General features: G+C 65.6%; 29 protein-coding genes. 18 read left to right on the forward strand and 11 right to left on the reverse strand.

Annotated features, from left to right (window positions below):
- Positions 1-133 precede the first annotated feature (133 nt).
- The 7 genes from OSH10_RS01490 to OSH10_RS01520 all read left to right on the forward strand — a co-directional run bounded on the left by OSH10_RS01490 (position 134) and on the right by OSH10_RS01520 (position 9,694).
- Complete coding sequence (locus OSH10_RS01490) at positions 134-2,197, forward strand: elongation factor G (protein ID WP_266329692.1); 2,064 nt, start codon at positions 134-136, stop codon at positions 2,195-2,197.
- Positions 2,198-2,322: 125 nt separating this feature from the next.
- On the forward strand, positions 2,323-4,260 hold the full coding sequence (locus OSH10_RS01495; RefSeq protein ID WP_266329694.1) for a sensor domain-containing diguanylate cyclase: 1,938 nt from the start codon (positions 2,323-2,325) through the stop codon (positions 4,258-4,260).
- 214 nt (positions 4,261-4,474) lie between these two features.
- The gene (locus OSH10_RS01500) at positions 4,475-5,275 is read left to right on the forward strand and encodes a DUF1194 domain-containing protein (protein WP_266329695.1); all 801 of its coding nucleotides are present in this window, start codon (positions 4,475-4,477) and stop codon (positions 5,273-5,275) included.
- Between the two features lie 77 nt (positions 5,276-5,352).
- Complete coding sequence (locus OSH10_RS01505) at positions 5,353-6,588, forward strand: lytic murein transglycosylase (protein ID WP_266329696.1); 1,236 nt, start codon at positions 5,353-5,355, stop codon at positions 6,586-6,588.
- 297 nt (positions 6,589-6,885) lie between these two features.
- The gene (locus OSH10_RS01510; RefSeq protein WP_266329697.1) at positions 6,886-7,383 is read left to right on the forward strand and encodes a YaiI/YqxD family protein; all 498 of its coding nucleotides are present in this window, start codon (positions 6,886-6,888) and stop codon (positions 7,381-7,383) included.
- Positions 7,384-7,564: 181 nt separating this feature from the next.
- The gene (locus OSH10_RS01515; RefSeq protein ID WP_266329698.1) at positions 7,565-8,392 is read left to right on the forward strand and encodes a lytic murein transglycosylase; all 828 of its coding nucleotides are present in this window, start codon (positions 7,565-7,567) and stop codon (positions 8,390-8,392) included.
- A 51-nt stretch (positions 8,393-8,443) separates the two neighbouring features.
- A complete protein-coding gene (locus OSH10_RS01520) occupies positions 8,444-9,694 on the forward strand; it encodes a BaiN/RdsA family NAD(P)/FAD-dependent oxidoreductase (protein WP_266329699.1) in 1,251 nt (416 codons plus the stop codon).
- A 3-nt stretch (positions 9,695-9,697) separates the two neighbouring features.
- Here the strand turns inward: OSH10_RS01520 and OSH10_RS01525 are convergent, their stop codons facing one another.
- The 3 genes from OSH10_RS01525 to OSH10_RS01535 all read right to left on the reverse strand — a co-directional run bounded on the left by OSH10_RS01525 (position 9,698) and on the right by OSH10_RS01535 (position 12,028).
- Entirely contained in the window at positions 9,698-10,063 is a 366-nt protein-coding gene (locus OSH10_RS01525) for a winged helix-turn-helix domain-containing protein (RefSeq protein ID WP_266329700.1), read from the reverse strand.
- Positions 10,064-10,258: 195 nt separating this feature from the next.
- Positions 10,259-11,254, reverse strand: a complete 996-nt coding sequence (locus OSH10_RS01530; RefSeq protein ID WP_266329701.1) for an ABC transporter permease — start codon at positions 11,252-11,254, stop codon at positions 10,259-10,261.
- A 33-nt stretch (positions 11,255-11,287) separates the two neighbouring features.
- A complete protein-coding gene (locus OSH10_RS01535; protein ID WP_266329702.1) occupies positions 11,288-12,028 on the reverse strand; it encodes an ATP-binding cassette domain-containing protein in 741 nt (246 codons plus the stop codon).
- A gap of 475 nt (positions 12,029-12,503) precedes the next feature.
- On the opposite strand from OSH10_RS01535, the gene OSH10_RS01540 reads away from it, so the two are divergent.
- From OSH10_RS01540 to OSH10_RS01550, 3 genes are all read left to right on the forward strand, one after another.
- Positions 12,504-13,493 carry a substrate-binding domain-containing protein gene (locus OSH10_RS01540; RefSeq protein ID WP_266329703.1) on the forward strand — a complete coding sequence of 330 codons (990 nt, stop codon included), beginning with the start codon at positions 12,504-12,506 and terminating at the stop codon, positions 13,491-13,493.
- A gap of 186 nt (positions 13,494-13,679) precedes the next feature.
- Complete coding sequence (locus OSH10_RS01545) at positions 13,680-13,937, forward strand: hypothetical protein (RefSeq protein ID WP_266329704.1); 258 nt, start codon at positions 13,680-13,682, stop codon at positions 13,935-13,937.
- Between the two features lie 125 nt (positions 13,938-14,062).
- Positions 14,063-14,386 (forward strand): GYD domain-containing protein, encoded by a 324-nt coding sequence (locus OSH10_RS01550; protein WP_266329705.1) that lies wholly within the window; start codon positions 14,063-14,065, stop codon positions 14,384-14,386.
- A 140-nt stretch (positions 14,387-14,526) separates the two neighbouring features.
- On the opposite strand, the gene OSH10_RS01555 is transcribed toward OSH10_RS01550, so the two are convergent.
- Positions 14,527-14,718 (reverse strand): hypothetical protein, encoded by a 192-nt coding sequence (locus OSH10_RS01555; protein WP_266329706.1) that lies wholly within the window; start codon positions 14,716-14,718, stop codon positions 14,527-14,529.
- Between the two features lie 106 nt (positions 14,719-14,824).
- On the opposite strand from OSH10_RS01555, the gene arfB reads away from it, so the two are divergent.
- Positions 14,825-15,244 carry an alternative ribosome rescue aminoacyl-tRNA hydrolase ArfB gene (arfB, locus tag OSH10_RS01560; protein ID WP_266329707.1) on the forward strand — a complete coding sequence of 140 codons (420 nt, stop codon included), beginning with the start codon at positions 14,825-14,827 and terminating at the stop codon, positions 15,242-15,244.
- Positions 15,245-15,319: 75 nt separating this feature from the next.
- Positions 15,320-15,574 carry a GlsB/YeaQ/YmgE family stress response membrane protein gene (locus tag OSH10_RS01565; RefSeq protein ID WP_266329708.1) on the forward strand — a complete coding sequence of 85 codons (255 nt, stop codon included), beginning with the start codon at positions 15,320-15,322 and terminating at the stop codon, positions 15,572-15,574.
- A gap of 21 nt (positions 15,575-15,595) precedes the next feature.
- Here OSH10_RS01565 and OSH10_RS01570 read toward each other — a convergent pair whose 3' ends face one another.
- Positions 15,596-15,835: a YgaP family membrane protein gene (locus tag OSH10_RS01570; RefSeq protein ID WP_266329709.1), complete on the reverse strand. Its 240-nt coding sequence runs from the start codon at positions 15,833-15,835 to the stop codon at positions 15,596-15,598.
- A gap of 70 nt (positions 15,836-15,905) precedes the next feature.
- On the opposite strand from OSH10_RS01570, the gene OSH10_RS01575 reads away from it, so the two are divergent.
- Positions 15,906-16,697 (forward strand): DUF72 domain-containing protein, encoded by a 792-nt coding sequence (locus OSH10_RS01575; protein ID WP_266329710.1) that lies wholly within the window; start codon positions 15,906-15,908, stop codon positions 16,695-16,697.
- Positions 16,698-16,897: 200 nt separating this feature from the next.
- The gene (locus tag OSH10_RS01580; protein ID WP_407660664.1) at positions 16,898-17,278 is read left to right on the forward strand and encodes a septal ring lytic transglycosylase RlpA family protein; all 381 of its coding nucleotides are present in this window, start codon (positions 16,898-16,900) and stop codon (positions 17,276-17,278) included.
- Between the two features lie 43 nt (positions 17,279-17,321).
- Here the strand turns inward: OSH10_RS01580 and modC are convergent, their stop codons facing one another.
- The 3 genes from modC to modA all read right to left on the reverse strand — a co-directional run bounded on the left by modC (position 17,322) and on the right by modA (position 19,956).
- The gene (gene modC, locus OSH10_RS01585) at positions 17,322-18,389 is read right to left on the reverse strand and encodes a molybdenum ABC transporter ATP-binding protein (protein WP_266329713.1); all 1,068 of its coding nucleotides are present in this window, start codon (positions 18,387-18,389) and stop codon (positions 17,322-17,324) included.
- Positions 18,386-19,081, reverse strand: coding sequence for a molybdate ABC transporter permease subunit (gene modB, locus OSH10_RS01590; protein ID WP_266329715.1), 696 nt, complete (start codon positions 19,079-19,081; stop codon positions 18,386-18,388). Before modB ends, modC begins: the two co-directional genes overlap by 4 nt.
- A gap of 65 nt (positions 19,082-19,146) precedes the next feature.
- On the reverse strand, positions 19,147-19,956 hold the full coding sequence (gene modA, locus OSH10_RS01595) for a molybdate ABC transporter substrate-binding protein (RefSeq protein WP_266329716.1): 810 nt from the start codon (positions 19,954-19,956) through the stop codon (positions 19,147-19,149).
- 158 nt (positions 19,957-20,114) lie between these two features.
- Between modA and OSH10_RS01600 the strand changes: the two genes are divergently transcribed.
- The 4 genes from OSH10_RS01600 to OSH10_RS01615 all read left to right on the forward strand — a co-directional run bounded on the left by OSH10_RS01600 (position 20,115) and on the right by OSH10_RS01615 (position 22,661).
- On the forward strand, positions 20,115-20,735 hold the full coding sequence (locus OSH10_RS01600; RefSeq protein WP_266330357.1) for a glutathione S-transferase family protein: 621 nt from the start codon (positions 20,115-20,117) through the stop codon (positions 20,733-20,735).
- A 206-nt stretch (positions 20,736-20,941) separates the two neighbouring features.
- Positions 20,942-21,184 (forward strand): hypothetical protein, encoded by a 243-nt coding sequence (locus tag OSH10_RS01605; RefSeq protein WP_266329717.1) that lies wholly within the window; start codon positions 20,942-20,944, stop codon positions 21,182-21,184.
- Between the two features lie 242 nt (positions 21,185-21,426).
- Positions 21,427-21,702 (forward strand): TM2 domain-containing protein, encoded by a 276-nt coding sequence (locus OSH10_RS01610; RefSeq protein WP_266329718.1) that lies wholly within the window; start codon positions 21,427-21,429, stop codon positions 21,700-21,702.
- Positions 21,703-21,833: 131 nt separating this feature from the next.
- On the forward strand, positions 21,834-22,661 hold the full coding sequence (locus tag OSH10_RS01615; protein ID WP_266329719.1) for an SDR family NAD(P)-dependent oxidoreductase: 828 nt from the start codon (positions 21,834-21,836) through the stop codon (positions 22,659-22,661).
- A 243-nt stretch (positions 22,662-22,904) separates the two neighbouring features.
- Here OSH10_RS01615 and mmsB read toward each other — a convergent pair whose 3' ends face one another.
- The 3 genes from mmsB to chvE form a co-directional block, all read right to left on the reverse strand.
- The gene (mmsB, locus tag OSH10_RS01620) at positions 22,905-24,197 is read right to left on the reverse strand and encodes a multiple monosaccharide ABC transporter permease (RefSeq protein ID WP_266329720.1); all 1,293 of its coding nucleotides are present in this window, start codon (positions 24,195-24,197) and stop codon (positions 22,905-22,907) included.
- Entirely contained in the window at positions 24,194-25,726 is a 1,533-nt protein-coding gene (gene mmsA / locus OSH10_RS01625; protein ID WP_266329721.1) for a multiple monosaccharide ABC transporter ATP-binding protein, read from the reverse strand. The genes mmsB and mmsA overlap by 4 nt, the downstream gene beginning before the upstream one ends.
- A gap of 106 nt (positions 25,727-25,832) precedes the next feature.
- A complete protein-coding gene (gene chvE, locus OSH10_RS01630) occupies positions 25,833-26,903 on the reverse strand; it encodes a multiple monosaccharide ABC transporter substrate-binding protein (protein WP_266329723.1) in 1,071 nt (356 codons plus the stop codon).
- Positions 26,904-26,934: the final 31 nt, after the last annotated feature.

Here is a 26,934-nt window from a genome sequence, read left to right on the forward strand (position 1 = left end):
CGCTCCCCGCCCCAATGCCTTGCCACATCCGGCATTCCCTGAGACGATCCCGGGGCGGGCCGGAATACTGGCGCCGGTCCACGCGTCCAAGACATGAGAATGCCACAAGAACATTTCATGAACGGAGGAAGCGATGACGGACAGGAACGGAGGTGGAGTCGGCAGAAGCGCCGGCCCCAAGGCGATCGCGCTGATCGGACCGTTCGGCAGCGGCAAGACGACGCTGATGGAAGCCATCCTGGCAAGAACCGGCGCCATTCATCGGCAGGGCATTGTCGGCGACGGCACCACGGTCGGCGATTCAGGGCCCGAGGCCCGCGCCCATGCCATGAGCGTCGAACTCAATGTCGCCGAAGCCAGCTTCATGGGCGAACATATCAGCCTGCTCGACTGCCCCGGCTCCGTCGAGTTCGCGCAGGAGGCGGAAGCGGTACTGGCGGCGGTCGATTGCGCCATCGTTGTCGCCGAGCCTGACGAGAAGAAAGTCGGCGCGCTGCAGCTGATCCTGCGACGCCTCGAGGCGCTCGGCATTCCGCGCCTCCTCTTCCTGAACAAGATCGACAAGACCGACAAGGGCGTGCACGAGACCCTCGCCCTGCTGCAGCCGGCCAGCAGCGTACCGCTGCTGCTGCGCCATATCCCGATCCGACAGAATGACGTCGTGACCGGCTTTGTCGATCTCGCGCTCGAGCGGGCCTTCGTCTATCGCGAATATGCGCCGAGCGAACTGATCGACATGACCGACGAGGTTCGCGTCAACGAAGCGCGAGAGCGCTATGCGATGCTGGAGAAGCTGGCCGACTACGACGATTCCCTGATGGAGGAGCTGCTCGAGGATGTCGAGCCTTCGCGGGAACGTGTTCTGACCGACCTCGTCGCCGACATGCGCGCCGGGCTGGTCTGCCCCGTGCTGATCGGCTCCGCCCTGCATGGCCATGGTGTCGGCCGCCTGCTGAAGGCGATCCGGCATGAGGCCCCCGACGTCGCGGCCACAGTCGAGCGCCTTGGCCTCGAGGACGGCCCGGAGACGGTCGTCCAGGTGCTGAAAACCGTGCACACCGGCCATGCCGGCAAGCTTTCCATTACCCGCGTGCTGCGGGGGACGATCCAGGACGGCACCGAACTGGTCGGCCCGGATGGGCCGGTCGGAAGGGTGTCCGGACTGCTGCGTGTCATCGGCCAGCAGGTTTCCAAGCGCGAGCCGGCTGGCGCCGGCGAGGTGGTCGGGCTCGGCAAGCTCGACGGGGCCGCGACCGGCATGACGCTCGCCACCGGCAAGCAGGCGCCGGCGCAACTGGCGCCGCTTGTCCCGCCGGAACCGGTGATCGCTTTGGCCGTCAGCCCGGCCGAACGCAAGGACGAGACGAAACTCTCGTCGGCACTCCTCCGCCTCTCCGAGGAAAGCCCGGCGCTCGTGGTCTCGCAGGACGAGGAGGCCGGCGAGATCCGTCTTGCCGGCCAGGGCGAGATGCATCTCAGGGTTGCACTGGAACGACTCGCCGCGCGCTACGGCCTCAAGGTCGAGACGCGCCCGCCGTCGATTCCCTATCGCGAGACCATTCGCGCGCAGGCAACCGTGCGCGGCCGTCACAAGAAGCAGTCCGGCGGCCATGGCCAGTTCGGCGATTGCGTCCTGGAAATCCGGCCGCAACGGCGCGGCAACGGCTTCCTGTTCGAGGACGCCATCACGGGGGGCGTCGTGCCGCGAAACTACATTCCGGCGATCGAGGCGGGCGTGCAGGACATCCTGAAACGCGGCCCGCTCGGCTTCCCGGTCGTCGACGTCGCGGTCAAGCTGACGGACGGCTCCTATCACAGCGTCGACTCGTCCGATCAGGCGTTCCGCACGGCGGCGCAGATCGGCATGCGCGAGGCGCTGGAGGCATGCAGCCCCGTGCTGCTCGAGCCTGTGCTCCACGTTTCCGTCACCGTACCGTCGGAGGCGAGTTCGCGGGTCAACATGATGGTGACGCAGCGGCGCGGCCAGTTGCTCGGCTTCGATGCCAAGGCTGGCTGGCCGGGCTGGGACGTGGTCGAGGCGGAAATCCCGGAATCGGAGATGCGCGGGCTGATCGTCGAGTTGCGCTCGGCCACCGCCGGCGTCGGCACCTATACCAGCCGCTTCGACCATCTGGCCGAGTTGACCGGCCGCCTGGCCGATCTGGTTGCAGACAAGAAGGGAACCCGCGCCGCCTGAAGCAGGCGCAATCGGACCGGAGAGCCGCGCGGCTCTCCGGCTTCCATCGCGCGCCCGTCGCTATTTGCGCCGCATGGATCCAATTTTCCTGCACATATTCGCTCTTCTTCAATGTTTTGCTGCGATTGGAGGCAACAGGCACCACAACCAGGGCGCGAGTTGTGCAGCGTTTTCTTCTCCCCTTGATCTCGTTCGTCTCGGCTGCGCTCGTCTACGGGATTGGCGCGACGATCGGCCTGTGGCTGATGCGGGTCGCCGGCAACGAAGCGGCGTTCTGGCCGGCGAACGGCCTGATGGTGATCCTGCTCCTCTCGGTTCGCGTCAGCCAATTGCCATGGGCAGTCGCAGGCGCCCTGGCATCCAGCCTCCCCATTCAAATCTACATGCATACCGAGCCGATGGGCTTCGCCCTGGCGGCCTCCGACATGATCGAGGTGGTGGTGGTCGTTAAACTCGCGCGCCGTCTGAAACTATTGGATTCGGGGCTGGAGAGTGTCTCCAGCGTCGCGGCGCTGATCGCGATCCTGTCGCTGAGCACCCTGCTGAGCGCAATCGGTGCCGCAGCGACCCTGGCCTGGTTCCAGGACGTTGCGTTTTCCGCCAGCTTCACCACGCTTTGGCGCCTCAACGCGGCCAGCGCGCTGATGATCCTCGCCCCCTATTTCGCCATCGGCAAGACGGGGTGGGCGGTCTCGTTCCAGACCGCGCTCCACAACGGCGGCACGAGGCGGACTATCGAGTTCCTCGCCCTCCTCGGGATCATCGCGGCGTCGATCCTGATCATGCGCCACGCCAGCGTGTCCATGATCAGTTTCTTCACCGTGCCGCTGCTCTGGTGCGCCATCCGTTTCGGACCGCCGGCCACCGCCATGACCAGCTCCCTCCTCTCGCTCGGGATCGTCCTGCTGGTCATCATCGGCGAGTGGCCGAACACGGCCATGAGCCGATCCCTCGCCTGGCAATTGCAACGCACCGAACTGGCCCTGAGCTTCATCACCATTCCACCGCTGTTCGTCGCCGCAGCCCTGACGGGCCTGCACAACATGACGCGGGCTCTGAAGGAGAGCCAGGAGCGTTTGCGGTATGCGCTGGCCGGGTCGGGCGAAGGCGTATGGGACTGGTGCATCGGTACCAACCGAACCTATTTCAGCGACAACTGGTACGCGATCCTGGGCTATCGGCGCGACGAGATCGAGGAGACGGCCGAGACCTGGGACCGGTTGCGCCATCCCGATGATGCGCAGGAAAACAAGCGGCGCATCCGCGATCACCTGGACGGGCGGACGCCACATTACAGCATCGAGCAGCGCTTGCGGCACAAGGATGGCCACTGGATCTGGGTGCTCGACCGGGGCAGCGTCGTCGAGCGCGACGCCGAGGGCCGCCCCCGTCGCGCCGTCGGCACGACGCAGGACATTACGCTCCGGCGCGCCCGTCAGGATGAACTCGACCGCCGCGCCCATCACGATTCCCTCACCGGCCTGTCGAACCGGGCTGCGCTCGGTGAGAACTTCGCGCGCTGGAATGAAGAGGAGCGTCGATTCTGCTTCGTGCTGATCGATCTTGACGACTTCAAGCCGATCAACGACCGGTTCGGCCATCAATTCGGCGACCACACCCTGCTCGCCATCGCCGACCGCATTCGCGCCTGCCTTGGCAAGAACGATATTGCCGCGCGCATCGGCGGCGATGAATTCGCGCTGCTGATCGAGGCGGCGCCCGACGAGGTGGAGCGGACAGCCCGGTTGCTGATCGAGCGCATTTCCGAACCGATCGGCTTCGCCGATTCCGTCGTCACGACCGGCGCCAGCATCGGTATCGCCGCGGTGGCGAATGGCGGGCCGGATTTCCAGGACGCCTATCGGCTTGCCGATGTCGCGCTCTATGACGCCAAGGCCGCCGGCGGCAGCGCCTACCGGATCGCGGACACTCTGCTCTCGGGCGCAGCCCGGAGCGCCGCGCGGGACAGGACCGTCTCAGACCTCATGGCGGCTGCCGGTGAACAGCCAGTCGATCAGCCCGCCCGCGATCGCGAAGACGCCGCAGACGATTGCCACGGCTGAAGAGCCGGAGATCGCCGCCTGCGCCCACAGAGCCTGCAAGGCGGCCAGGTCGGTGCCCGCAATCGTGCCCCGAACGTAGCCGGGAATCCGGCCGGGCGCTCTGGCCGACGCGATGCGACCGGCAGGGAATTTTCTCGTCTTCCCTTGCGGCACACCGGCAGCGCCCTAGGCTGAACATTGGGGGCAATCGCAACCCAAGAGATCGAGGTGCGCCATGCGGCTTTCCCCAATGCTGATCGTGGGCCTGCTGATCGCGGCGGCCATGCCGTCCGCGCGTGCCCAGGAGATCCCCGTCGATCTCGAACTGGTGCTGGCTGTCGACGTCTCCCGCTCCATGGATGCCGACGAGCAGGCTCTGCAGCGCCAGGGCTATGTTGCCGCGCTACGCCATCCCGACGTACTCGCCGCGATCCAGTCCGGCCCGATGGGACGGATCGCCCTCGCCTATTTCGAGTGGTCCGGGATCGACTCGCAGACCGTCGTCGTCCCCTGGAGCCTGATCGACGGCGCGGAAAGCGCCGACGTCGTGGCATCCCGGATCGTGCCGGGCGAGGTGATCGGCCGCTATGGCACGTCGATCTCCGGCAGCCTTGCCTTCGCAGCCGCCCTGTTCGACGACAACGGCTATCGTGGCACCCGGCGCACCATCGACATTTCCGGCGATGGCCCGAACAACATGGGACCAACCGTGCTGGGCGTCCGCGACCGGGTCGTGGCGCGCGGCATCACGATCAACGGGCTGGCAATCACGCTGAAGCCCCCGCGCAGCGGCAATTCGAGCGCGTTCGACATCGACAATCTCGACGCCTATTACCGCGACTGCGTCATGGGCGGAGAAGGCGCCTTCACCCTGGCGGTATCCCACGTCGACCAGTTCGAGGTCGCGATCCGCCGCAAGCTGGTCACCGAAATCGCCGCGCGTCCGCTGCCGATCCTTCCCGTGGCGGATCGCCTCTCCGAGCCGGTGGCCGACTGCCTGGCGGGTGAAGGCGGCGGTCGCGTTGCGCCCCGCTGACCGACGAGGTTGCGCGAAAGCTCCGGCTTCGCCAAGGTGAGGGGAATATCCCCCCTCACGGCCAGGTGACCGATCCCGTGCGTATTCTGCTTTGCCTCTGCCTGCTCTTCCTCGCCGCGCTGCCGGCAACCGCCCAGACCGCCGACAGGGCCCGCATCGAGAAGCAGTTCCAGGCCTGGCTGGCAACCACGGTGCGCGACGACGCCGCCCGGCACGGCATCTCTCGCCAGACGCTGGACGCGACCCTCCCCGGCCTGACGCTCGACTGGAGCCTTCCCGACCTTGCCCCGCCCGGCGTCGCGCGCAAGAAGGAAGAACCGCAGCGCCAGGCCGAATTCTCCGGTCCGGCCCGCTATTTCAGCGAGGCGAAGGTGGCTGCGCTCGCCAATGGCGGCCGCGCCCGCATGGCCACGTGGTCGAAGACACTGGCCAAGATCGAAAAGACCTATGGCGTGCCGGCCTCGATCGTCGTGGCGATCTGGGGCCGCGAATCCGGCTATGGAGCCGCCAAGATGCCCTACCCGGCCGTCCGGGCCCTCGCCACCGAGGCGTTCATGGGCGCGCGCAAGAAGAGCTTCTATCCCGAATTCCTCGCGGCCCTGCAGATCGTCGACGGCGACCATATCGGGCTGAACGAGATGCGCAGTTCCTGGGCCGGTGCGCTCGGCCAGCCGCAGTTCCTGCCCTCCAAATATCTGACGCTGGCCGTCGATTTCGACCGCGATGGCAAACGCGACATCTGGAATTCCGTACCCGACAGCCTTGCCTCGATCGCCAACTATCTGCGCCAAAGCGGCTGGCAACCGGGCGTCGGCTGGGGCGTCGAGGTCGAGGTTCCCGAAGCCGTCTCCTGCAGCCTGGAAGGCCCCGAGCAGGGCAAGCCGCTCGCGGCCTGGCAGGCGATGGGGGTGCGCCCCGTGGGCGGCGGCAAGCTGGCCGGCCGCACGCCGGACCGCATCGGCCACCTGCTGATGCCGGCCGGCCGACATGGCCCGGCCTTCATCGTCTCGAGCAATTTCTACGTGCTGAAGAGCTACAACGAGTCCGATCTCTACGCGCTGTTCATCGGCCACCTGGCGGATCGGCTGCGCGGCGCCGGCGCGATCGCCAATTCCTGGGGCGATGTCGGCGGCTTCACCCGCTCCGAGGTTCGGGCCATGCAGCAGCGGCTGGAAAAGCGCGGCGTCGATGTCGGCACGGCGGACGGCCTCGTCGGCTTCAAGACGCGGATCGCCATCGGCGCGTGGGAAGAAGCGAATGGCCGCCGCGCCACCTGCTTCCCCGATGCCGGCATGCTGCGCTCGATCCGCTGAGCCGGCTTCGGCTCGGGCATCTGATGCAAAAACAGCGCGCCGCTACGGAAGCGTATCGGCTGCCCTTACGAATCGGCCGCAAACGCGCTACGTTAACCATGTCATCAACAATCGAAAGGAGGTGGTCTAGTGTCTCATTGTCGTTCACCGCGTATGTCGGTTCCAATGGTCCGGATCTCTCTCTTTGCAGAGGTTTGCGCCGCGTGACCGGCTTTCCTCCGGCCTTGTGCCGGGTCGCGGTCTGACAATGGAAGGGTCGTCCGGAAGGGCGGCCCTTCTTCCTTTTTCGAGTATCGAATGTCTGCTCCTGCCGAGAATTCCCCGCAAGCCTCCCGCCCGATCGAAATCTATGTCGATGCCGACGCCTGCCCGGTGAAGGCCGAGATCTACAAGGTCGCCGAGCGGCACCGCCTCAAGGTCCATGTCGTCGCCAACACGCCGATCAGCATCCCGCGCGAGCCGTGGATCGAGCGCGTCGTCGTGCCGAGCGGGCTGAACATCGCCGACGACTGGATCGCCGAGCGCGTCGGCCGCGGCGATATCGTCATCACGGCCGATATCCCGCTGGCAGACCGCTGCATCAAGGCCGGCGCCGACGTCATCGGCTCCAATGGCAGGCCGTTCACCGAGGCCTCGATCGGCAACGTGCTGGCGACGCGCAATCTGATGGAAGATCTGCGCTCGGCCGGCGCCGTCACCGGCGGCCCGAAGCCGTTTTCGCCACGCGACCGGTCCGCGTTTCTCTCCGCGCTCGATCTCGCCATCGTCCGGCTGAAACGCGCGGGATTCGGCTAGAACGCCGCATACTGTCGTCCAAACGCGTTTCGGCGACCTGAAACGTCAGCAAAAGTGTGACGAAGATAACACTTGGGCGCAGCCTCAACCGCTAGGTAACCATCGCTCGCCTAGTGTTATCTTGCGCGTGCTCGTGAAGCTCGCATACTCAACGGCCGTTCCGACCAGACAAAGGCTTATTATGAAGATCTCGAAGCTCCGCCTGTCGGCCCTGGTTCTTTCCGTCGCGCTCGCGGCCGGATTGGGACGGGCTGAAGCTGCGACCTGCGGCAAGGATCCCGCGCAGTTCGGCGCGTGGTTGAAGGATTTCAAGGCCGAGGCCGTTTCGTCGGGCATCTCGCGCAGCGTCGTCGACCAGGCGCTCGGCGGCGTCACCTACGATCCGCGCGTCATCAAGCTCGACCGCAACCAGAAGCACTTCTCCCAGCCCTTCGAGGTCTATGCCAAGCGGGTCGTCTCGCCGGGCCGCGTCGCCAAGGGCAAGCAGTTGATGCAGCGCTACGCCAGCACGCTCGCCGCGATCGAAAAGACCTATGGCGTTCCCGGCCCGATCCTGATCGCGATCTGGGGTATGGAAACCGACTTCGGCGCCGGCAGCGGCAACATGTCGACCTTCCGCTCGCTCGCGACGCTGGCCTTCGACTGCCGCCGCACCGACTTCTTCCAGGGCCAGCTGATGGCCGCGCTGAAGATCGTCCAGCGTGGTGACCTGTCGCCGGCGCAGATGAAGGGCGCCTGGGCCGGTGAGCTGGGCCAGACCCAGTTCCTGCCGACCTCCTACATCCGCTTCGCCGTCGATTTCGACCGCAACGGCCATGCCGACCTGCGCAACAGCCCGATCGACGTGCTCGCCTCCACCGCCAATTACCTCAAGGGTTACGGCTGGCAGCGCGGCGGAAGCTGGGAAGAAGGCTCGCACAACTTCGCCGTGCTGCGCGAATGGAACAAGGCCGGCGTCTATGCCAAGAGCGCCGCTCTGTTCGCCGACAAGCTGGTCGGCAAGCGCTAGGCGCAAACAGCCTCTTGCGATCGCCGCGGTTTCGACCGACAAACCGCGGCGATGTCCAACACACCCTCCCCCAAGTCACGTTCCGTGGCGATCATCGGTGCCGGCCCGGCCGGCCTGATCGCCGCCGAGACGCTCGCCAAGGCCGGCCTCGCCGTCACGGTGCATGACCGCATGCCCTCCATCGGCCGCAAACTGCTGATGGCCGGGCGTGGCGGCCTCAACCTGACCCATAGCGAGCCGCTGGAGACCTTCCTCCCGCGCTATGGCGCCGCCTCGAACCGGCTTGCGCCGCTGATCGGGGCGTTTCCGCCGGCCGAGCTGCGCGCCTGGGCCGAGGGGCTGGGCGAAGCGACCTTCGTCGGCTCCAGCGGCTGCGTCTTCCCGACCTCGATGAAGGCCTCGCCGCTGCTGCGCGCCTGGCTGCGCCGGCTGGACGAGCTCGGCGTCCGCTTTCGTCTCCGGGACGAATGGCAGGGCTTCGACGCCGACCGCCAGCCGATCTTCCGCCACGCCGACGGCTCGACCGAAACCGTGGCTGCCGATGCGACGCTGCTGGCCGTCGGCGGCGCCAGCTGGCCGCGCCTCGGCTCGAACGGCGCCTTTGCCGACAGGCTCTGGGAAAAGGGCGTCGATGTCACGCCGCTGCGTCCGGCCAATGTCGGCTTCCGGGCAAGCTGGTCCGACCTGTTCAGGACCCGCTTCGCCGGCACGCCGCTGAAGGCGCTCTCCATCGGCTTCCAGGACATCACGCTGCGCGGCGAAGCGATGGTGACGGCACATGGGCTGGAGGGCGGCCTCCTCTACGCGCTCTCGGCGCCCTTGCGCGACGCGATCGCCCGGGATGGCCAAGCGACGATCCATCTCGACCTCGCGCCGGGCCGCGGCGCGGCCGAGCTTTCGGCGCGGATCGCGGCGCAGAAGCCGGGCCAGTCGCTGTCCAACCTGCTGCGCAAGGCGGCGCATCTGCCGCCCGTCGCCATCAACCTGATGCGCGAAGGAAACGGCGCGGCGGCCTTGCCGCGCGACGCGGACGCGTTGGCCAGCCTGATCAAGGCCGTTCCGATCCGGCTCACCGGCACGGAAGGGCTCGAGCGCGCGATCTCCACCGCGGGAGGCGTTGCCTGGAGCGGTATCGATGACGGCATGATGCTGAAGGCGTTGCCCGGCGTGTTCGTCGCGGGCGAGATGATCGACTGGGAAGCGCCGACCGGCGGCTATCTGCTGCAGGCGAGCTTCGCCACGGGCATTGCCGCCGCCAGGGGCATTCTGGCGCGCCTGGACGCCATGCCGGCCAAGGCCTGAGGCTCAGCCTTCGTCGCGCAAAAGCCCGCGCAACTCCGCGACGCCGGCGGCGATGCGCGCATTCGTCTCCGCCTCCATGGCGCGGTAGCGATCGAGCACCATCCGGCCGACCGGCGTCAGCCGCGCGCTGCCCCCGCCGCCCGTGCCGCCCTTCTCGGTCTCGACCAGCGGATCGCGAAACGCCGTGTTCATCTCGCGAACCAGGCCCCAGACACGCTTGGGGCTCATGGCGAGCCGCGCCCCGGCGCCGGACAGCGAGCCGGTCTCCGCAATCGCCTCCAGCAGATCCGCCTTGCCCGGGCCGAGCGCAAAGCCCGGCTTGAGCACGAGGCGAAAACGAAGGCCTTCAGTCTGGTTGGGGAGTCTCATGCGGTTCTTAGGATTCCATCGGCACGGGACGCGCATTCTGGCGCATGCCCCGGCCGACCGTCGAGGGAGTTCCACGCCTATCCGCCGGATCGGCGCGCCCGGCCTTCTTTATCTTCCCCTCTCCCTCAGGGAGAGGTGAGAAAACGCCGCGTGAGAACTCCGGGCGCCGGCACGATACGGCGCCCGGAGTCCAAGTCAGTCCGACTGGCGGAAGCTGCGGATTCGGTCGAAGGCCACCGCGATGACGATGAAGCTGCCGACGAAAGCGCCCTGCCAGAAGGTCGAGATGCCCAGCAGGATCAGGCTGTTGCGGATGACCTCGATCAGCGCGGCGCCGACCACCGCGCCAAACGCGGTTCCGACGCCGCCGGCGAGATTCGCGCCGCCGATCACGGTTGCCGCGATCACGGTCAGTTCCATGCCGGTGCCGAGATTGGTGGTCACGCTGCCGAGCCAACCGGTCATCAGCACGCCGGCGATGCCCGCCGTCAGCGCCGAGATGACATAGACGCCCACCTTGATACGCTTCACCGGCACGCCGGTCAGCACCGCCGCCTGCTCATTGCCGCCAATGGCGAAGATGTGCCGCCCCCAGCCGGTCCAGCGGAACACGAAGCCGGCGATCAGCGCCATCACGGCCAGCACGATGAGCGGATTGGCGATGCCGAGCGTGGTGCCGCCGCCGAGTTGCAGCAGCAGCGCCTGGTCCGGGCCGAACTGGTAGACCATCTTGTTGTTGGACAGCACCAGCGCCATGCTTCGGGCCACCGAAAGCATGCCGAGCGTCACCACGAAGGGCGGCATCCCGACATAGGCGATCAGCACGCCATTGACGATACCGACGAGAATGGCGGCGACCAGCGCCAGCGCAATGCCAACCGCGAGCGGATAGCCGGCGCTCATCACCAGGCCGGTGACGATCGCCGAGAGGCAGAGCGTCGAGCCGACCGAAAGGTCGATGCCGCCGGAAATGATGACCACGGTCATGCCGATCGCGACGATGCCGACAAAGGCAAAGTTGCGCGTCACGTTGAACAAATTGTTCTTCGTCGCGAAGGTGTCGGTCATGAAGGTCAGCGCGATGCAGGCCAGCACCGCCGCCAGGAAAACCCAGAAGGTCTGGCGCGACAGCAGCCAGCTCAGCGTGCTGTGCGTCTGGTGATTGATGGTGTCGTCGAGCGAAACAGCCATTTGTAACGTCCTCCCTCTTCCTTTCGCTCGATGTCAGGCGCGCTCGAGCGCGCCGGTGATCAAGGCCGTCACCTCTTCCGGGGAACTGTCGGCGATCCGCTTGTCCGCCACTTTCGTGCCACGCCGCAGCACCACGATCTTGTCGCAGACGGAGAACACGTCCGGCATGCGGTGGCTGATCAGGATCACGGAGATGCCCTGGTCGCGCAGGCGCCGGATCAGGTTGAGCACCTCGGCAACCTGGCGCACGCTGATCGCCGCCGTGGGCTCGTCCATCAGCACGATCTTCGAATCGGAGAGCCGTGTGCGGGCGATCGCGACTGCCTGGCGCTGCCCGCCCGACATCTGCTTCACCAGGTCGCGCGGCCGCGTCTCCGACTTCAGTTCCTTGAACAGCGCCGCGGCGCGCTTGTACATCGTCGCGTAGTCGAGGATGCGGATCGGACCGAACCCGCGCTTCAGTTCGCGGCCGAGAAAGACGTTGGCCGCCGCCGTCAGATTGTTGCAGAGCGCGAGATCCTGATAGACGACCTCGATGCCGTTCTCGCGCGCCTCGACCGGCTTGTGGAAGTGGACCTCCCGGTCCAGCACCCGCATGGTGCCATGCGACGGCGGAAAATTGCCGGCGATGATCTTCACCAGCGTCGACTTGCCGGCGCCATTATCGCCCATGAGCCCGACGACTTCGCCGGGTCCGATGGTGAGCGAAACGTCGTTCAGGGCCTGAATCGCCCCGAAATGCTTCGATATGCCCTTGAGTTCCAGGACAGTCATCCCGGCGCTCCTCCCTGCAACGCGGGCCGTTGGCCGGCCCGTCATTTCCCTGATGTCCGGTGCGGCGACGCCGCCCGGGTCTCTTTTTACCCATATTGGCGCGCCCGACCGCCGTCAACTTTAACATCAGACAAATACCGGAACGATGCCGTAGAGGCAGACAAGCTCTATTTCGCCGACCTGGACCTACGGTCGAAAATTCGCCCACCCAGATAGTATACTGATATGAATATAGGCCTGCCACGCCACGCAACTGCATTGCAACAAATCTTCTCGCAACGCAGCATTGAACTTTCGTAGGATTAATCGGATTGACTTTGTTCGCTTTCGGAATTTAGTTGGTTGCGTCCGCCGATATGTCAGAGGGCCCCAACTCGTTCGCGCCTCGATGACCGGGAACACCCGGGATCGGGCAATGCGAGACTTGCGTCGGGTGGCGGACGACGGATTTCTATTGTCTCGGGAGGACAACAGCATGAAGAAGACACTCGCGATACTGTCGCTTGCCACAACCTGCCTGGCGCTGAGCCTGGGTGCGGCACGCGCGGAAGACAAGGTCCTTGCCATCGTTGTGAAGGGCCTCGACAACCCCTTCTTCGAGGAGATCAACAAGGGCTGCCAGAAGTGGAACGCCGAGAACCAGGGCAAGGGTTATACTTGCCTTTACACGGGTCCTGCTTCCAGCAACGATGAAGCCGGCGAAGTGCAGATCGTCGATGACCTGCTGACGAAGGGCGTCGCGGCGATTGCCATCTCGCCGTCCAACGCGCCGGCCATGGCCAATCTGCTGAAGCAGCGCGCGCCCACCATTCCCGTGATGACGGTCGATGCCGACCTGAACAAGGAAGATGCCGCGCTCCGCAAGGCCTATCTGGGGACCGACAACTACCTGATGGGCGTCAAGATGGCCGAGGAACTGCAGAAGCTCAAGAAGGGCGGCACCGTCTGCCTTCAGCTCGGCAACGTCGCCGCCGCCAACATCGCCGCCCGCGCCGCCGGCGTGCGCGACACGCTGGCGGGCGCCAAGGATGTCGACAAGCTGACCGGGCAGAACGGCTGGACCGAACCGGCGGGCTGCCCGCTGTTCACCAATGACCAGTCGGACCTTGCCAACCAGCAGATGAGCGACACCTTCACCGCCAATCCGAAGCTCGATGCCTTCGTGCTGGTCGGCGGCTGGGCCCAGTTCGCCCCGCAGGCCTATGCCCAGGTCACCGATGGCGTGATGGATCGGCTGAAGAGCAAGGACCTCGTGATCATCGCCGGCGACACGCTGCCGCCGCAGATCGACGCGCTCAAGGCGGGCCGCAGCATGGCACAGATCGGCCAGCGGCCGTTCGAAATGGGCTACAAGGCGCCGGACGCCATGATCAAGCTGATCAACGGCGAGCCGGTCGACGAGATCCTGTTCACGGGTCTCGATGTCTGCCTGCCGGAGAATGTCGATACCTGCCTGGCCAAGTAGGCCCGGACAGCCCGGACTAAGCCCGGACAGCCCGACGGACCGAGGCAGGCCCGGGGCATCGACCAACCACTTCAGGGGCGCCCTCGGCGCCCCTTTTCTATTCCGGCCTGGCCGCCGGACGTGCATCGCACGGCCCGAGGCTCTATATCGGGACGGGGACTGGCTTCAAGACGAGGATATCAGACGATGCGCCGTACCATTCTGGCTCTATCGCTCCTTCTGGCCGCGACACCGGCCTTCGCCTGCACCGAAGAGGAGCTTCAGGCCAAGTCCATTTCGCTCGCCGAACTGGTCAAGCAGATCACGACCAAGGATCCGAGCCAGGCGGCCGAATGGCGCAAGCGCCAGGTCGAGGTCGACCGCGTCGCCGAGCGGACCACGAGTTTCGACGAGATCTGCGCCGCCTATGACAAGGCGATCGCCGAGGCGCAGGCCCAGCAGTAAAACTCTCGCGAGCATGAGCCGGACTCATTCCCTTGGGTTGGACGAAGGTTCACTGTCGTCCCGCCCGGCGATCCGCCGGATCCGAGCCGGGCGATCGGGGCGTCCGCGCCCGAAGGGAGGACCTCATGGCTCACTATCTTCTGCAGGTCTCCTACGCCACCAACGCCGTCAAGGCGATGGTGGCCAATCCGCAGAACCGCGAAGACCCGGCCCGCAAGGTCGTGGAATCGATGGGCGGCAAGCTGCACGCCTTCTACTTCGCGTTGGGAGAATTCGATGTCGTGATGATCGCCGAATTCCCAGATAACGTGTCGGCAGCCGCCGTCTCGCTGGCCACCGGCGCGACAGGAGCCCTGTCGCGATTCGAAACGACAGCGTTGATGACCACGGCCGACGGGATGGAGGCGATGCGCAAGGCGAAGGCCGGTGCCTATTCGCCACCGGCCTGACGAAGCCGCCTTCCCGCAAGGCGGTCCGGCCCAGGCACGCGCGCGAACGGGCGCCCTTCATTCCTCAACATCGCACGGCTAGGGCAATCCAGCCGTGCGATCCGCACCGGATCAACCGGAGCGGCCCCGGCGTGGGGGGCTCAGCGCTGCGGCAGGCTGATGCGCGGCAGCGTTCCGTCGAAGACGAACGACACACCGGAAAGCATCATCGACCGCTGCGAAGTAACACTGTGATCGGCCCAGATGATCGGGCCGGCCCCGGCCTTGTTGGCAAGCAGAAAGCCGGCGACGAGCACGAATGCGACAGCTAGTCCAAACTGGAGATCCATCATTACCCCCGTTCTCTGCTAGGTGATTCTAGCACAAGTCGCGTGCCGCTGCGACACCCCCTGCCGAACGACGCGCTGCCATGTTATGGGTCCGCCTGGAAGGCTGCCCATGATCCGTATCAGTGACGACATCGCCCTCGACGACAGCGAGATCGAGGAGAGCTTCATCCGCTCTTCCGGACCGGGTGGGCAAAATGTGAACAAGGTGTCGAGCGCGGTTCAGCTGCGCTTCGATGCGCGGCGTTCGCGCGCGCTGCCCGATGCGGTCGCGGTGCGCCTGATGCGGCTTGCGGGGTCGAAGCTGACGCAGAACGGCGTCATCGTCATCACGGCCCAGCGCTTCCGCGATCAGGCCCGCAACCGCGCCGACGCGCTGGAGCGTCTGGTGGCGCTGATCCAGGAGGCCCTGATTCCGCCGACGCCGCGCCGCGCGACCAAGCCGACCCTGGCATCGAAGAAGCGTCGGCTGGAAGGCAAAGCCAAGCGTTCCGGCGTCAAGGCCATGCGCGGTGGCGTCAAGGTCGATTAGCCCTCGCCAAATCAGCCAAACCCGTGCAACATTTTGTCGCGGCCGCTGCTGCGGCACCATCACGGGGAGCGCCTCATGGGCATCATCTGGACCATCATCATCGGCTTTGTCGCCGGCGTCATCGCCAAGTTCATCACCCCCGGCAGCAATGAGCCAAGCGGCTTCATTCTGACAGTCATACTCGGCATCGCCGGCGCCTTCCTGGCGACCTATCTCGGCCAGGCCATCGGCTGGTACGGCCCCAACGACCAGGCCGGATTCATCGGCGCGATCGTCGGAGCAATCATCGTCCTGCTGATCTGGGGCTTCATCGTCAAGAAGCGCGCCTGACGGCACAACGGAAAGCCGGGCCTAGCGACCCCGGCTTTCCCATTCCGGACAATGATCGTGCACCGCCTTTGTCAGCGGGCAGTGACCGGTTGCGCCGCGATAGGCCAGATAGGAGCCGGTCGCCAGCGCCAGGACCGACAACAGCCGGTTCGGCCTCGGCTTGACCGCGGCCGCTGCCAGGATCAACCCGGCCACGACCGACACGATGCGACCTTCCGTCGAGACTTCCGGTACGACAACGGGGGGTTTTGCCCGAAACATGATTTTTCTCCGATTACTGACAGAGGTTGAACGCGCCAGTGCCCTACCCGTTCCAATGGAGCCACGATAGATGATCCGTGTGGGCATAGGCGGCTGGACGTTCGAGCCTTGGCGGGACAATTTCTACCCGGCCGGGCTGCCGCAGAAGCGCGAACTTGAATATGCCAGCTCCAAACTGACCTCGATCGAGATCAACGGCACCTATTACGGATCGCAGAAGCCGGAGAGCTTCCGCAAATGGGCCGAAGAGACGCCGGACGATTTCGTCTTCGCGCTGAAGGGGCCGCGCTTCGCCACCAACCGCCGGGTGCTCGCCGAGGCGGGCGAGTCGATCTCGCGCTTCTTCGCCAGCGGCGTCACCGAGCTCGGCCCCAAGCTCGGGCCGATCAACTGGCAGTTCATGGCGACCAAGAAATTCGACCCGGAGGATTTCGACGGCTTCCTCAAGCTGCTGCCGAAGACGGTCGACGGCATCGCCATCCGCCATGCGGTGGAAGTGCGGCACGAGAGCTTCCAGACGCCGGAATTTATCGCGCTGGCGCGCACGCATGGCGTCGCGGTGGTGGCAGCCGATTCTGACAAGCATCCCCAGATTGCCGACCCGACGGCCGACTTCGTCTATGCGCGCCTGCAAAACGCATCGGAAGAGGAAAAAATCGGCTATCCGGAGTCCGCGCTTTTCGAGTGGAAGAAGCGCGCCGAGCGCTGGGCGGACGGCGGCGTCCCCGACGACCTGCCGCGGCTCGCGGAGAAGCCGGCCAAGTCCGGCAAGCGCGACGTTTTCATCTACATGATCAATGGTTTCAAGCCGAAGGCCCCCTTCGCCGCCATGGCGCTGATCGAGAAACTAGGCTCCCCCTGAGTCAACTCGACGTCGCGGAATCACCTCCCGATTCAAGATCGGTTGCATTCGGTTGCAGCTATTTTGTGAACAATCCAGCGCCCAATTCTCGCCTTTTTCCGCTGTTGATAAACAACCAACGAAGCTTGTTTCGGTTTTGGGTGCAATCCGCGTCGGCGAACGCGAAAACGAAGAGATCCAGTGTGCAGGTAAAATTGCGTATCGCGGCCGTGACGGCCGCTCTCGTAGCCGCGGGTGCGGCCCTCTCCTTCGGGAGCCTTCCGGCCGAAGCCGGAACCCAGTGCGGGCGCGCCTCCTGGTACGCCCTCGGCGGCAAGACCGCCAACGGTGAACGCAACAACCCCAACGCCCTGACTGCCGCCCACCGCAAGCTGCCCTTCGGCACCCGCGTCCGGGTCGAAAACCTCAAGAACGGCAAATACGTCGTCGTCCGCATCAATGACCGAGGCCCCTTCACCGGAGGCCGCGTGATCGATGTCTCGCGCGCCGCGGCGCAGCAGCTCGGCATGGTCAAGTCCGGCACCGCCAAGGTCCGCCTCGTCGTCGACGGCGCCACCCTGAAGAATTCCTGCCCCGCCTGATCTCCGGAAGGCGCGGCCCCGCCGCCGATCGGCGCGAGCGAGCCTAGATCCCGTCCAGCGCAACGGCCTTCACCAGCGCGATGACGGCTAGGCCCGGGACCAGTTCCAGATCCCGCACCGCGTCGCGCGTAACCCGTGCCAGCATCGGCTCTCCCCCGACGCTGAGGCGGATGCCGACATCGTGGCCGCGCCCCTCGCCGATCGAGACGATCTCCGCCCTGAGGCGGTTTCGGACCGAGAGTCGGCCGGGCTCGCCCACGGCCAGCGTCACGTCACGGGCGCGAATGCGGATGCGCAGCCGCTTGCCGATCGGCGCATCGATCGAAGGCACGACCAGCGAGCCGGCCGGATGGTCGAGCCGGGTGACGCCGGCTTCCGGATCCTGCGCCAGCACGGTTGCCTCCAGCACGGCGCCGGCCTCCCACTCTCCGATCGCGTCGAGTCGCGCAAACACCTCGCCGACAGGCCCGATCGCCGCCACGCGCCCGGCTTCGATCAGCGCCACCGTATCGGCCAGTCGCGCCACTTCCTCGACCGAATGGCTGACATAGACGATCGGCAGTCTCTTGGCGTCGCGCAGCCGTTCGATGAAGGGCAGGATCTCGGCCTTGCGCTCGCGATCGAGCGCCGCCAGCGGCTCATCCATCAGCAGGCAGTCGGGGCTCGATAGCAGCGCCCGACCGATCGCCACGCGCTGCTTCTCGCCGCCCGAGAGATCCCGCGGCATCCGCGCCATCAGCGCGCCGATGCCGAGCAGGTCCACGACCTCGTCGAGACCGCCCCAGCGGCGGGCCTGCGGCGTCAGCCAGCGGCCATAGAGCAGGTTGGATCGCACCGAGAGATGCGGAAACAGCCGCCCCTCCTGGAAGACGTAGCCGATGCGCCGCTTTCCCGCCGGCACGAAGATCGAACGCTCGGTATCGACCAGCGTCCGCCCGTCGAGCACGATCCGGCCCTGGTCGGGTCGGGACAGACCCGCCACCAGGTTCACGAGCGAGGTCTTGCCCGAGCCCGAGCGGCCGAACAGCGCCGTGACACCCGGCCCTGTCTCCAGCGCGACATCGAGCGAGAACGGTCCCAGTTGCTGGCGGATGGCGATCGAGAGCGTCACGCCGCGCCTCCCCGCGTCACGCGGCGGGCGAGGAACTCGGACAGGACCAGCGCGGCCAGAGAGATGGCGATCGAGATCGCGGTCAGCCGCAGCGCCGCCGCATCGCCATCCGGCGTCTGGATCAGCGCGTAGATGGCGGAGGGCATCGTCTGCGTCTGGCCGGGAATGTTGGAGACGAAGGTGATGGTGGCACCGAACTCGCCCAGCGCGCGGGCAAAGGAAAGCACGACGCCGGCCAGGATGCCCGGCAGCGCCAGCGGCAGGGTGACCGTCAGAAAGACGAGCGCCCTGCCCGCGCCGAGCGTCGAGGCCGCCTGTTCGAGCTTATGGTCGATGCTCTCGATCGACAGGCGGATCGCCCGCACCATCAGCGGAAAGCCCATCACGCCGCAGGCGAGCGCGGCGCCGGTCCATCGGAAGGCGAAGACGAGGCCGAAGGTGTGCTCGAAAAACGCACCGAGTGGCCCCTTGCGGCCGAAGGCGAGCAGCAGCAGGTAGCCCGTGACGACGGGCGGCATCACCAGCGGCAGATGAACCAGGCCATCCAGCAAGGTACGGCCGAAGAAGCGCCCGCGCGCCAGCAGCATCGCCATGGCGATGCCGACCGGCAGGCTGACCAGCGTCGCCACGGACGACACCTTCAGGCTAAGGCCGATGGCGGTCCATTCTTCGGGAGAGAGAAAGCCGTTCATCCATCAGCCGCTTGGGGAATCGCCAATATGGAGACTAGGTCGCCCGCCGGGCGACATCCAGCCGTCTAGCTGCGTCCCTCGAGCCAGGTGAACCCCTGTGCCTCGAAGCTCGGGCGCGCATCCTGGGAAACCAGCCAGTCCAGAAAGGCCTTGGCATCCGGGCTGGTCGAGGCCGCGACGCGGGCGACCGGGTAGACGATCGCGGGATGGCTCGTCTCGGGGAAGATCCCCACCACCCTGACGCTGGGCTCGGCCTTGGCATCGGTGCCATAGACGATGCCGAACGGCGCCTCGCCCCTGGCGACAAAGGCGAGCGCGCTGCGGACATTGTCGGCCTGCGCGACCTTTGGGGCGACCGGATCCCAGACGTCGAGCGCGACCAGCGCCGCCTTGCCATATTTGCCGGCCGGCACCGAATCGATAGAGCCCATGGCAAGCTTTCCGTCCGGCCCCAGCGCGTCCGCCAGCGGGAAGCCCCTGGCGATCGTCAGCTCGGCGGCGGAATCCCTGGGTGCGACCAGAACCAGCGTATTGCCGAGCAGCGTCACGCGCGACGCCGGATCGATCTGCTCCTTCCGGGCCAGATAGTCCATCCAGTCGAGATCGGCGGAAAAGAAGATGTCGGCCGGCGCACCGGCTTCGATCTGCTTGGCGAGGTTGGACGAGCTCGCATAGCTGATAGCGACGTCCTTGCCGGTCCTGGCCTTGTAGGCGGCCGCGGCGCCGTCGAGCGCATTTTTCAGGCTTGCGGCGGCGAAGACGGTGACGTCGGCCGCCTGCGCGGTCGCGGCGGCGAACGGGGCAAGCAGCGGCGCGGCGAGAAAGACGAGGCTGCCGAGAAGGACAAGCCCGCGGCGGAGGCGATCGATCGACATGAGGAACTCCTGAAATCGGAGCGATATTTCTGCACGGAAATATCGCTCCGATCAACGCCCACGAACGGATCACCGCCATTGATGCCTGTCGCACGAATTGGAATTGGACGCGGCGCGCCCGGCGCGGCTAGCCTGATGCAAAGCAAAGAGGGATGATGATGGTCGCCGAATACACGCTCTATTCGATGCAGTTCTCGGGCAATTGCTACAAGCCGCGCCTTGCGATGCACGAACTCGGAATCCCCTTCCGGATCGTCGACTTCGTGAAGGGCAGCGGGCAGACGACGAGCCCGGAATTCCTGGCGCTCAACCCGAATGCCCAGGTGCCGCTGCTGATCCTGCCGGATGGCCGGCCCTTGGCCGAATCGAACGCCATGCTGCTGCATCTGGCCGAGGGCAGCGCGCTGATCCCTGTCGACGCTTACGATCGCGCCATCTGCTACCAGTGGCTGTTCTTCGAGCAGTACAGCCACGAGCCGGTGATCGCCGTGGCGCGCAACTGGCTGCACTACATCCCCGGCGGTCGCGAGACGATGGCGCATCGGATCGACGAATGGCAGGAGAAGGGCAACCGCGTCCTCGCCATCATGGAATCGTTCCTGGCGAAGCATGACTTTTTCGGCGGTCCGGCCTTCTCGGTCGCCGACATCGCGCTCTACGGCTACACCCATGTGGCCGAGGAAGCCGACTATGATCTCGGCCGCTATCCGGCGATCCGCGCCTGGCTCGCGCGCGTCGCGGCCAGGCCCCGGCATGTCGGACTCGACTGGCGGCCGTGACCCCGGTGACGGCGTTCACAGACAGGTTTGCCGGTCACCGTCTATGAACGGCTTTCACGGATTTTTAACCGTGATTCCAAGCCCTTACTTTCGACACGATATCTGTCGGGCAAAGCCACAATCCATCCGGATCAGCGCCGTAGTCGAGGCTCTGAATAGGGGCGTGGGACGGGCGAGGCTGACGGCGAGACCGACGGGAAAAGACGATGAACATGGACGACAAGAACAGGAGCTTCAGCGGAAGCCGTAGGCGCGAGCGGGCGACGCGCGGAGCCTTCTATCTCTGGATGGCGGCCTATGCTGCCGTCGTCGTGGCGATCGTTGCCGTCCATGCCATTGGCGGAGCAGCCCCCGCGCCGGACGCCGAACACACGCGGCAAGCGGCGCGGAGTGGCGTTTCGCTCGGTCCCGTCATCCCGGCAATCGCCCGCGCGGATGTGAACGGCTGATGCAACGGCGCCCCTCCCGACCGCATGAGCGCGTGCACGTCCGCCGGCCGATCGCCGGCGGCGAGCGGCGGCAGCACCACGACTCGTTCGAGATCGAACAATTCTGGCTGGCGGCCCCGCTTCGATCCTGTGAAAAATGACGCCGCCGGCGGCCGCGATCCGCGGGATGGCGATACACGCGATGCGGGTCCCTTCCCATTCTGCCCGGTTCGGTTATGGTCGCGCCGGATAGGGGAAGACAGATGCCGCTGACGACCGAACAACAAATGCTGATCGAGATGCGCGTGGCCAATGAAAGCCCGAGCACGGCCACCGCCTACCTGCTCTGGCTGTTTCTCTGGTTCGTCTCGGCCCACCGCTTCTACCTGGGGCGGCCGGGAACCGCGATACTGCAGATCCTCAGCTACTTCATCCTCATCGGCTTCATCTGGGTGCTCATCGATGCCTTCCTGATTCCTGGCATGATCCGGGAGCGCCAGAACGAGATTCGCCAGCGGATGATGGCCGGGATGTTCTGAACCGCGTCAGGGACGGTTCACGCGCCTCGCGGGAAATGCCGGCAGTCCGGAAGGGTCCGGCCAGGGCATCTGGACAATCCGGCGCGGGCGTCCTTAGCTACGCGCCCATTCCAAAACCCGGACGCCACGCCATGACCCACCCCGCGCTCGCCCCGAACCATGTCGCCGTCATCACCGGCGGCGCCTCCGGCATCGGCCTCGCCGCCGCCAGGAAGTTCCTGGCGATGGGCATGAAGGTCGCCATCGCCGACTATCGCCAGGATGCGCTCGACGCCGCCGCGGCCGAACTCGGCCCCGACGTTCTGGCGGTGCGTACCAACGTCGCCAGCCGCGACGATGTCGAGCGCCTGAAGGACGCGGTCTACCAGCGCTTCGGCAAGGTCAACGTGCTGATGAACAATGCCGGCACCGACGGCGCCGGCCCGGTGCTCGGATCGTTCGAGAACTGGGAGCGCGTGATCGGCACCAATCTGTTCGGCGTCGTGCACGGCATGCAGGTCTTCGTGCCCGAAATGCTGAAGGGCACCGAGCCGGGACTGGTGATCAACACCGGCTCCAAGCAGGGCATCACCACACCGCCGGGCGATGCAGGCTATAATGTCTCCAAGGCCGGCGTGAAGGTGGCAACCGAAGCGCTGGCGCATGAACTGCGCAACATCGAGGGCGCCCGGGTCACGGCGCATCTGCTGATCCCGGGCTTCGTCTGGTCCTATCTGACCAAGGGCGACCGCACCGAGAAGCCGGCTGCCGCCTGGACGCCGGAACAGACGGTCGACTTCATGCTCGCCTCGCTCGATCGCGGCGATTTCTACATCCTCTGCCCCGACAATGACGTCGATCGCGCCACCGACGAGAAGCGCATCCTCTGGGCCGCCGGCGACATCGTCGAGAACCGGCCGCCCCTTTCGCGCTGGCACAAGGACTTCGGCGACAAGTTCAAGGCGTTTCTGAAGGGGTGAGGCCGAGACCAGGCGCTGCATCCAGACAGGCAAGCCCCTCACCCACCCCTCTCCAGAAAGCGGGCGAGGGCTTTTCGGGCGGCGCCGCGCCAGAACGGCCGGGCTCGGCGAGCCCCCTCTCCCGCGCGCGGGACAGGGTTGGGGTGAGGGTCTTCCGTCTCCCCGCCACCCGAGCAACAAAAGAGCCCCCGCTCGACCGAGCGGGGGCTTTCTCATTCGTGCACTGCCGCAGCCTGGAGGCCGTCAGCCCTTGTTCTTGTTGTAGACGTCGAACACCACGGCGCCGAGCAGGACGAGGCCCTTGACCACCTGCTGCCAGTCGACGTTCACGCCCATGATGGACATGCCGTTGTTCATCACGCCCATGATGAAGCCGCCGACGACGGTGCTGATCACCTGGCCGACGCCGCCCATGGCCGACGCGCCGCCGATGAACACCGCCGCGATAACGTCGAGCTCGCTGCCAAGACCGGCGGCGGGCACGGCCTGGCCGAGGCGGGCCGCGATGATCAGGCCGCCCAGCGCCGACAGCACGCCCATGTTGATGAAGACGAGCAGGGTCAGGCGCTCGGTCTTGATGCCGGAGAGCTGCGCCGCCTTGATGTTGCCGCCCATCGCGTAGACGCGGCGACCGATCGTGGTGTGCCGCGTGATGAAGACGAAGATCGCGACGAGGATGCCCATCACCACCAGCACGATCGGGAAGCCGCGATAGACGGCGAACTGGTAGACGAAGAACAGCGCCAGCGCCGAGATCACGATCGTCTTGACCACGAACAGAGCGAAGGGCTCGGCCTCATAGCCGTGCTTCTCGCGCGTCCGGCGGGCGCGAAGCCCAGAGATGGCATAGGCGAGCACGGCGACGATGCCAAGCAGGAGCGTGGTCAGGTTGAGCGTGATGCCGCTGCCGAAAACCGTCTTGCCGGCGGCATTGACCGTCGGGGGGATCAGCACCCAGGTGCCGAGCACTTCCGGCAGGAAGCCCGAGCTCAGCGCCTTGAACGAATCCGGCAGCGGGCCGACCGACGAACCGCCGCCCAGGAGCCCCTGGCAAAGGCCGCGGAAGACCAGCATGCCGGCGAGCGTGACGATGAAGCTCGGTATGCGGTGATAGGCGATCCAGTAGCCCTGCGCCGCGCCGATCGCGCCGCCGACGACAAGGCAGAGGATGGCGACGACCAATGGGTTGGCGAAGAAACCGCCCAGCGGCCAGATCACCATCATCATCGCGGCGAGCGCGCCGATGAAGCCGGCGACCGAGCCGACGGAGAGATCGATATGGCCGGAGACGATGACGAGCAGCATGCCGAGCGCCATCACGATGATGAAGCTGTTCTGCTGCACGAGATTGCTGAGATTGACAGGCTTGAACAGCGTGCCGGTCGTCAGCTGGAAGAACACCATGATGGCGATCAGCGCCAGGATCAGCCCATATTCGCGCAGGTTCGAGACGAACGACGAAACGGGGACGCGGGTGCCGGCCGGGATATCCGTGGCGACGCCGGTCTGCGGGTTTGGAGCGATATCGGTGCTCATGCTGCTTTTCCTTCTCCGCGCACGATGGCGCGCATGATCTTTTCCTGGCTCGCCTCGCTCGCCGGCATCTCGCCGACGATCGCACCCTCGTTCATGACGTAGATGCGGTCGGAGATGCCAAGAAGTTCGGGCATTTCGGACGAGATGACGATGATCGCCCTGCCCTCGGCCGCCAGCCGCGCAATGATCGTGTAGATCTCATACTTGGCGCCGACATCGATGCCGCGCGTCGGCTCGTCGAGGATCAGCACTTCGGGATTGGCGAAGAGCCACTTGCTCAGCACCACCTTCTGCTGGTTGCCACCCGAGAGATTGCCGGTCTTCTGATAGACGCTGGGCGAGCGGATGTTGGTCTTGCTGCGATATTCGTTGGCGACGTCGAGTTCCCTGAGGTCGTTGATGACGCCGTTCGTCGAAACGCCCTTCAGATTGGCAATGGTGATGTTGTTCTTGATGTCTTCGATCAGGTTGAGGCCGAATACCTTGCGGTCCTCGGTGACATAGGCGAGACCCTGCTTGACCGCCTTGCCCACCGTCGAGACATCGACCGGCTTGCCGTGCAGTTCGACCTCGCCGGTGATCTTCCGGCCATAGCTGCGCCCGAACAGGCTCATGGCGAACTCGGTCCGCCCGGCGCCCATCAGGCCGGCGATGCCGACGACCTCGCCCTTGCGGACATTCAGGTTGATGTTCTTGATGACCTGACGATCCGCATGCAGCGGATGGTAGACCGACCAGTTCTTCACCTCGAAGAAGACCTCGCCGATCTTGGGATCGCGCGGCGGATAGCGGTCCTCGAGCGAGCGGCCCACCATGGAGGTGATGATCCGGTCCTCGCTGATCTCGCTGCGATCCAGCGTCTCGATCGTGCGCCCGTCGCGAATGACCGTGACGTGGTCGGCGACGCGGTTGATCTCGTTCAGCTTGTGCGAAATGATGATCGAGGTGATGCCCTCGCGCTTGAATTCCAGCAGCAGATCCAGCAGCGCCTGGCTGTCCTTCTCGGAAAGACTTGCCGTCGGCTCGTCCAGGATCAGCAGTTCGACTTCCTTGCTCAGCGCCTTGGCGATTTCCACCAGCTGCTGCTTGCCGGTGCCGATATTGGTAATCAGCGTATTCGGGTCCTCGCTGAGACCGACCTTCTTGAGCAGGGCGCGGGTGCGCTTCTCGTTCGCGCCCCAGTCGATCACGCCGAACTTCGCGTGCTCGTTGCCGAGGAAGATGTTCTCGGCGATCGACAGCATCGGAACCAGGGCCAGTTCCTGGTGGATGATGACGATGCCCTTCTCCTCGCTGTCGTGAATGCCCCTGAAGTGGCATTCCTGGCCGCGATAGATGATCTGGCCTTCGTAGTCGCCCGACGGATAGACTCCCGACAACACTTTCATCAGGGTCGACTTGCCGGCCCCGTTCTCGCCGCAGATGGCGTGGATTTCGCCTTCCTCGACCTTGAGATTGACGTTGGAGAGCGCCTTGACCCCTGGGAAGGTCTTGGTGATGTCGCGCATCTCGAGAATATAAGAAGGCATGGCGGACCGCTCCGGCGCAGGTATACCGACAAGGAGACGTTATCCCCTCGTCCGCGAGACGAGAAGGGGCCTCGCCTAAGCGAGGCCCCCAATCTGGATCGTAGGATTACTTGAGTTCGTCGGCCTTGATGTAGCCCGACTCAACCACGAGCTTCTCGTAGTTGGTCTTGTCGACTTCATGCGGGGTCAGCAGGATCGAGGGGACGACCTTGACGTCGTTGTTGTACGTCTTGGTGTCGAGGTTTTCCGGCTTGCCGCCCGAGAGGACCGTGTCGACGAGTTCGACGGTCGACTTGGCGAGGTCGCGGGTGTCCTTGAAGACGGTCGAGTACTGCTCGCCGGCGATGATCGCCTTGACCGAAGCGGTCTCGGCGTCCTGGCCGGTCACGATCGGCCAGGGCTGCTCGGCGGTGCCGTAGCCGACGCCACGCAGCGAAGCGATGATGCCGCGCGACAGGCCGTCATACGGCGACAGGATGCCGTCGACGCGCTTGCCGTCCGAGTAGTTGGCCGAGAGCAGGTTGTCCATGCGGGCCTGGGCGGTGGCGGCGAGCCAACGCAGCGTGCCGACCTTGTCCATGCCGACCTGGCCGGAGACGATCTTGATCGAGCCGTCATCGATCAGCGGCTGCAGGACCGACATGGCGCCGTCATAGAAGAAGAAGGCGTTGTTGTCGTCCGGCGAACCGCCGAACAGCTCGACGTTCCACGGCTTGGTGTCGGGGAAGCGTTCCTTGAGGCCCTTGACCAGCGAGGTCGCCTGGATGACGCCGACGCCGAAATTGTCGAAGGTCGTGTAGTAATCGACGTTCGGGGTCTTCTTGATCAGGCGGTCATAGGCGACGACGACGACACCGGCGTCGGCAGCCTTCTGCAGCGCGTCCGACAGCGTCGTGCCGTCGATCGAGGCGATGATCAGGGCCTTCGGGCCCTTGGTGATCTCGTTCTCGAGCTGGCTCAGCTGGTTCGGGATATCGTCCTGCGCGTATTGCAGGTCGACCGTGTAGCCCTTGGCCTCGAGCTGGGACTTGACGGCGTCGCCATCGTTGATCCAGCGCTGCGACGTCTTAGTCGGCATCAGAACGCCGATCAGGCCCTTGTCTTCGGCGTGCGCTGCCGGTGCGAACGCCAGCATGCTGACGGTAACTGCCGCGAGCGCGGACTTGAACAACTTCATTCGTCTTCTCCCTAATAGTACGACGTTTGCT

This window comes from Kaistia defluvii, from assembly GCF_026343955.1.
GTDB classification, from domain to species: domain Bacteria; phylum Pseudomonadota; class Alphaproteobacteria; order Rhizobiales; family Kaistiaceae; genus Kaistia; species Kaistia defluvii.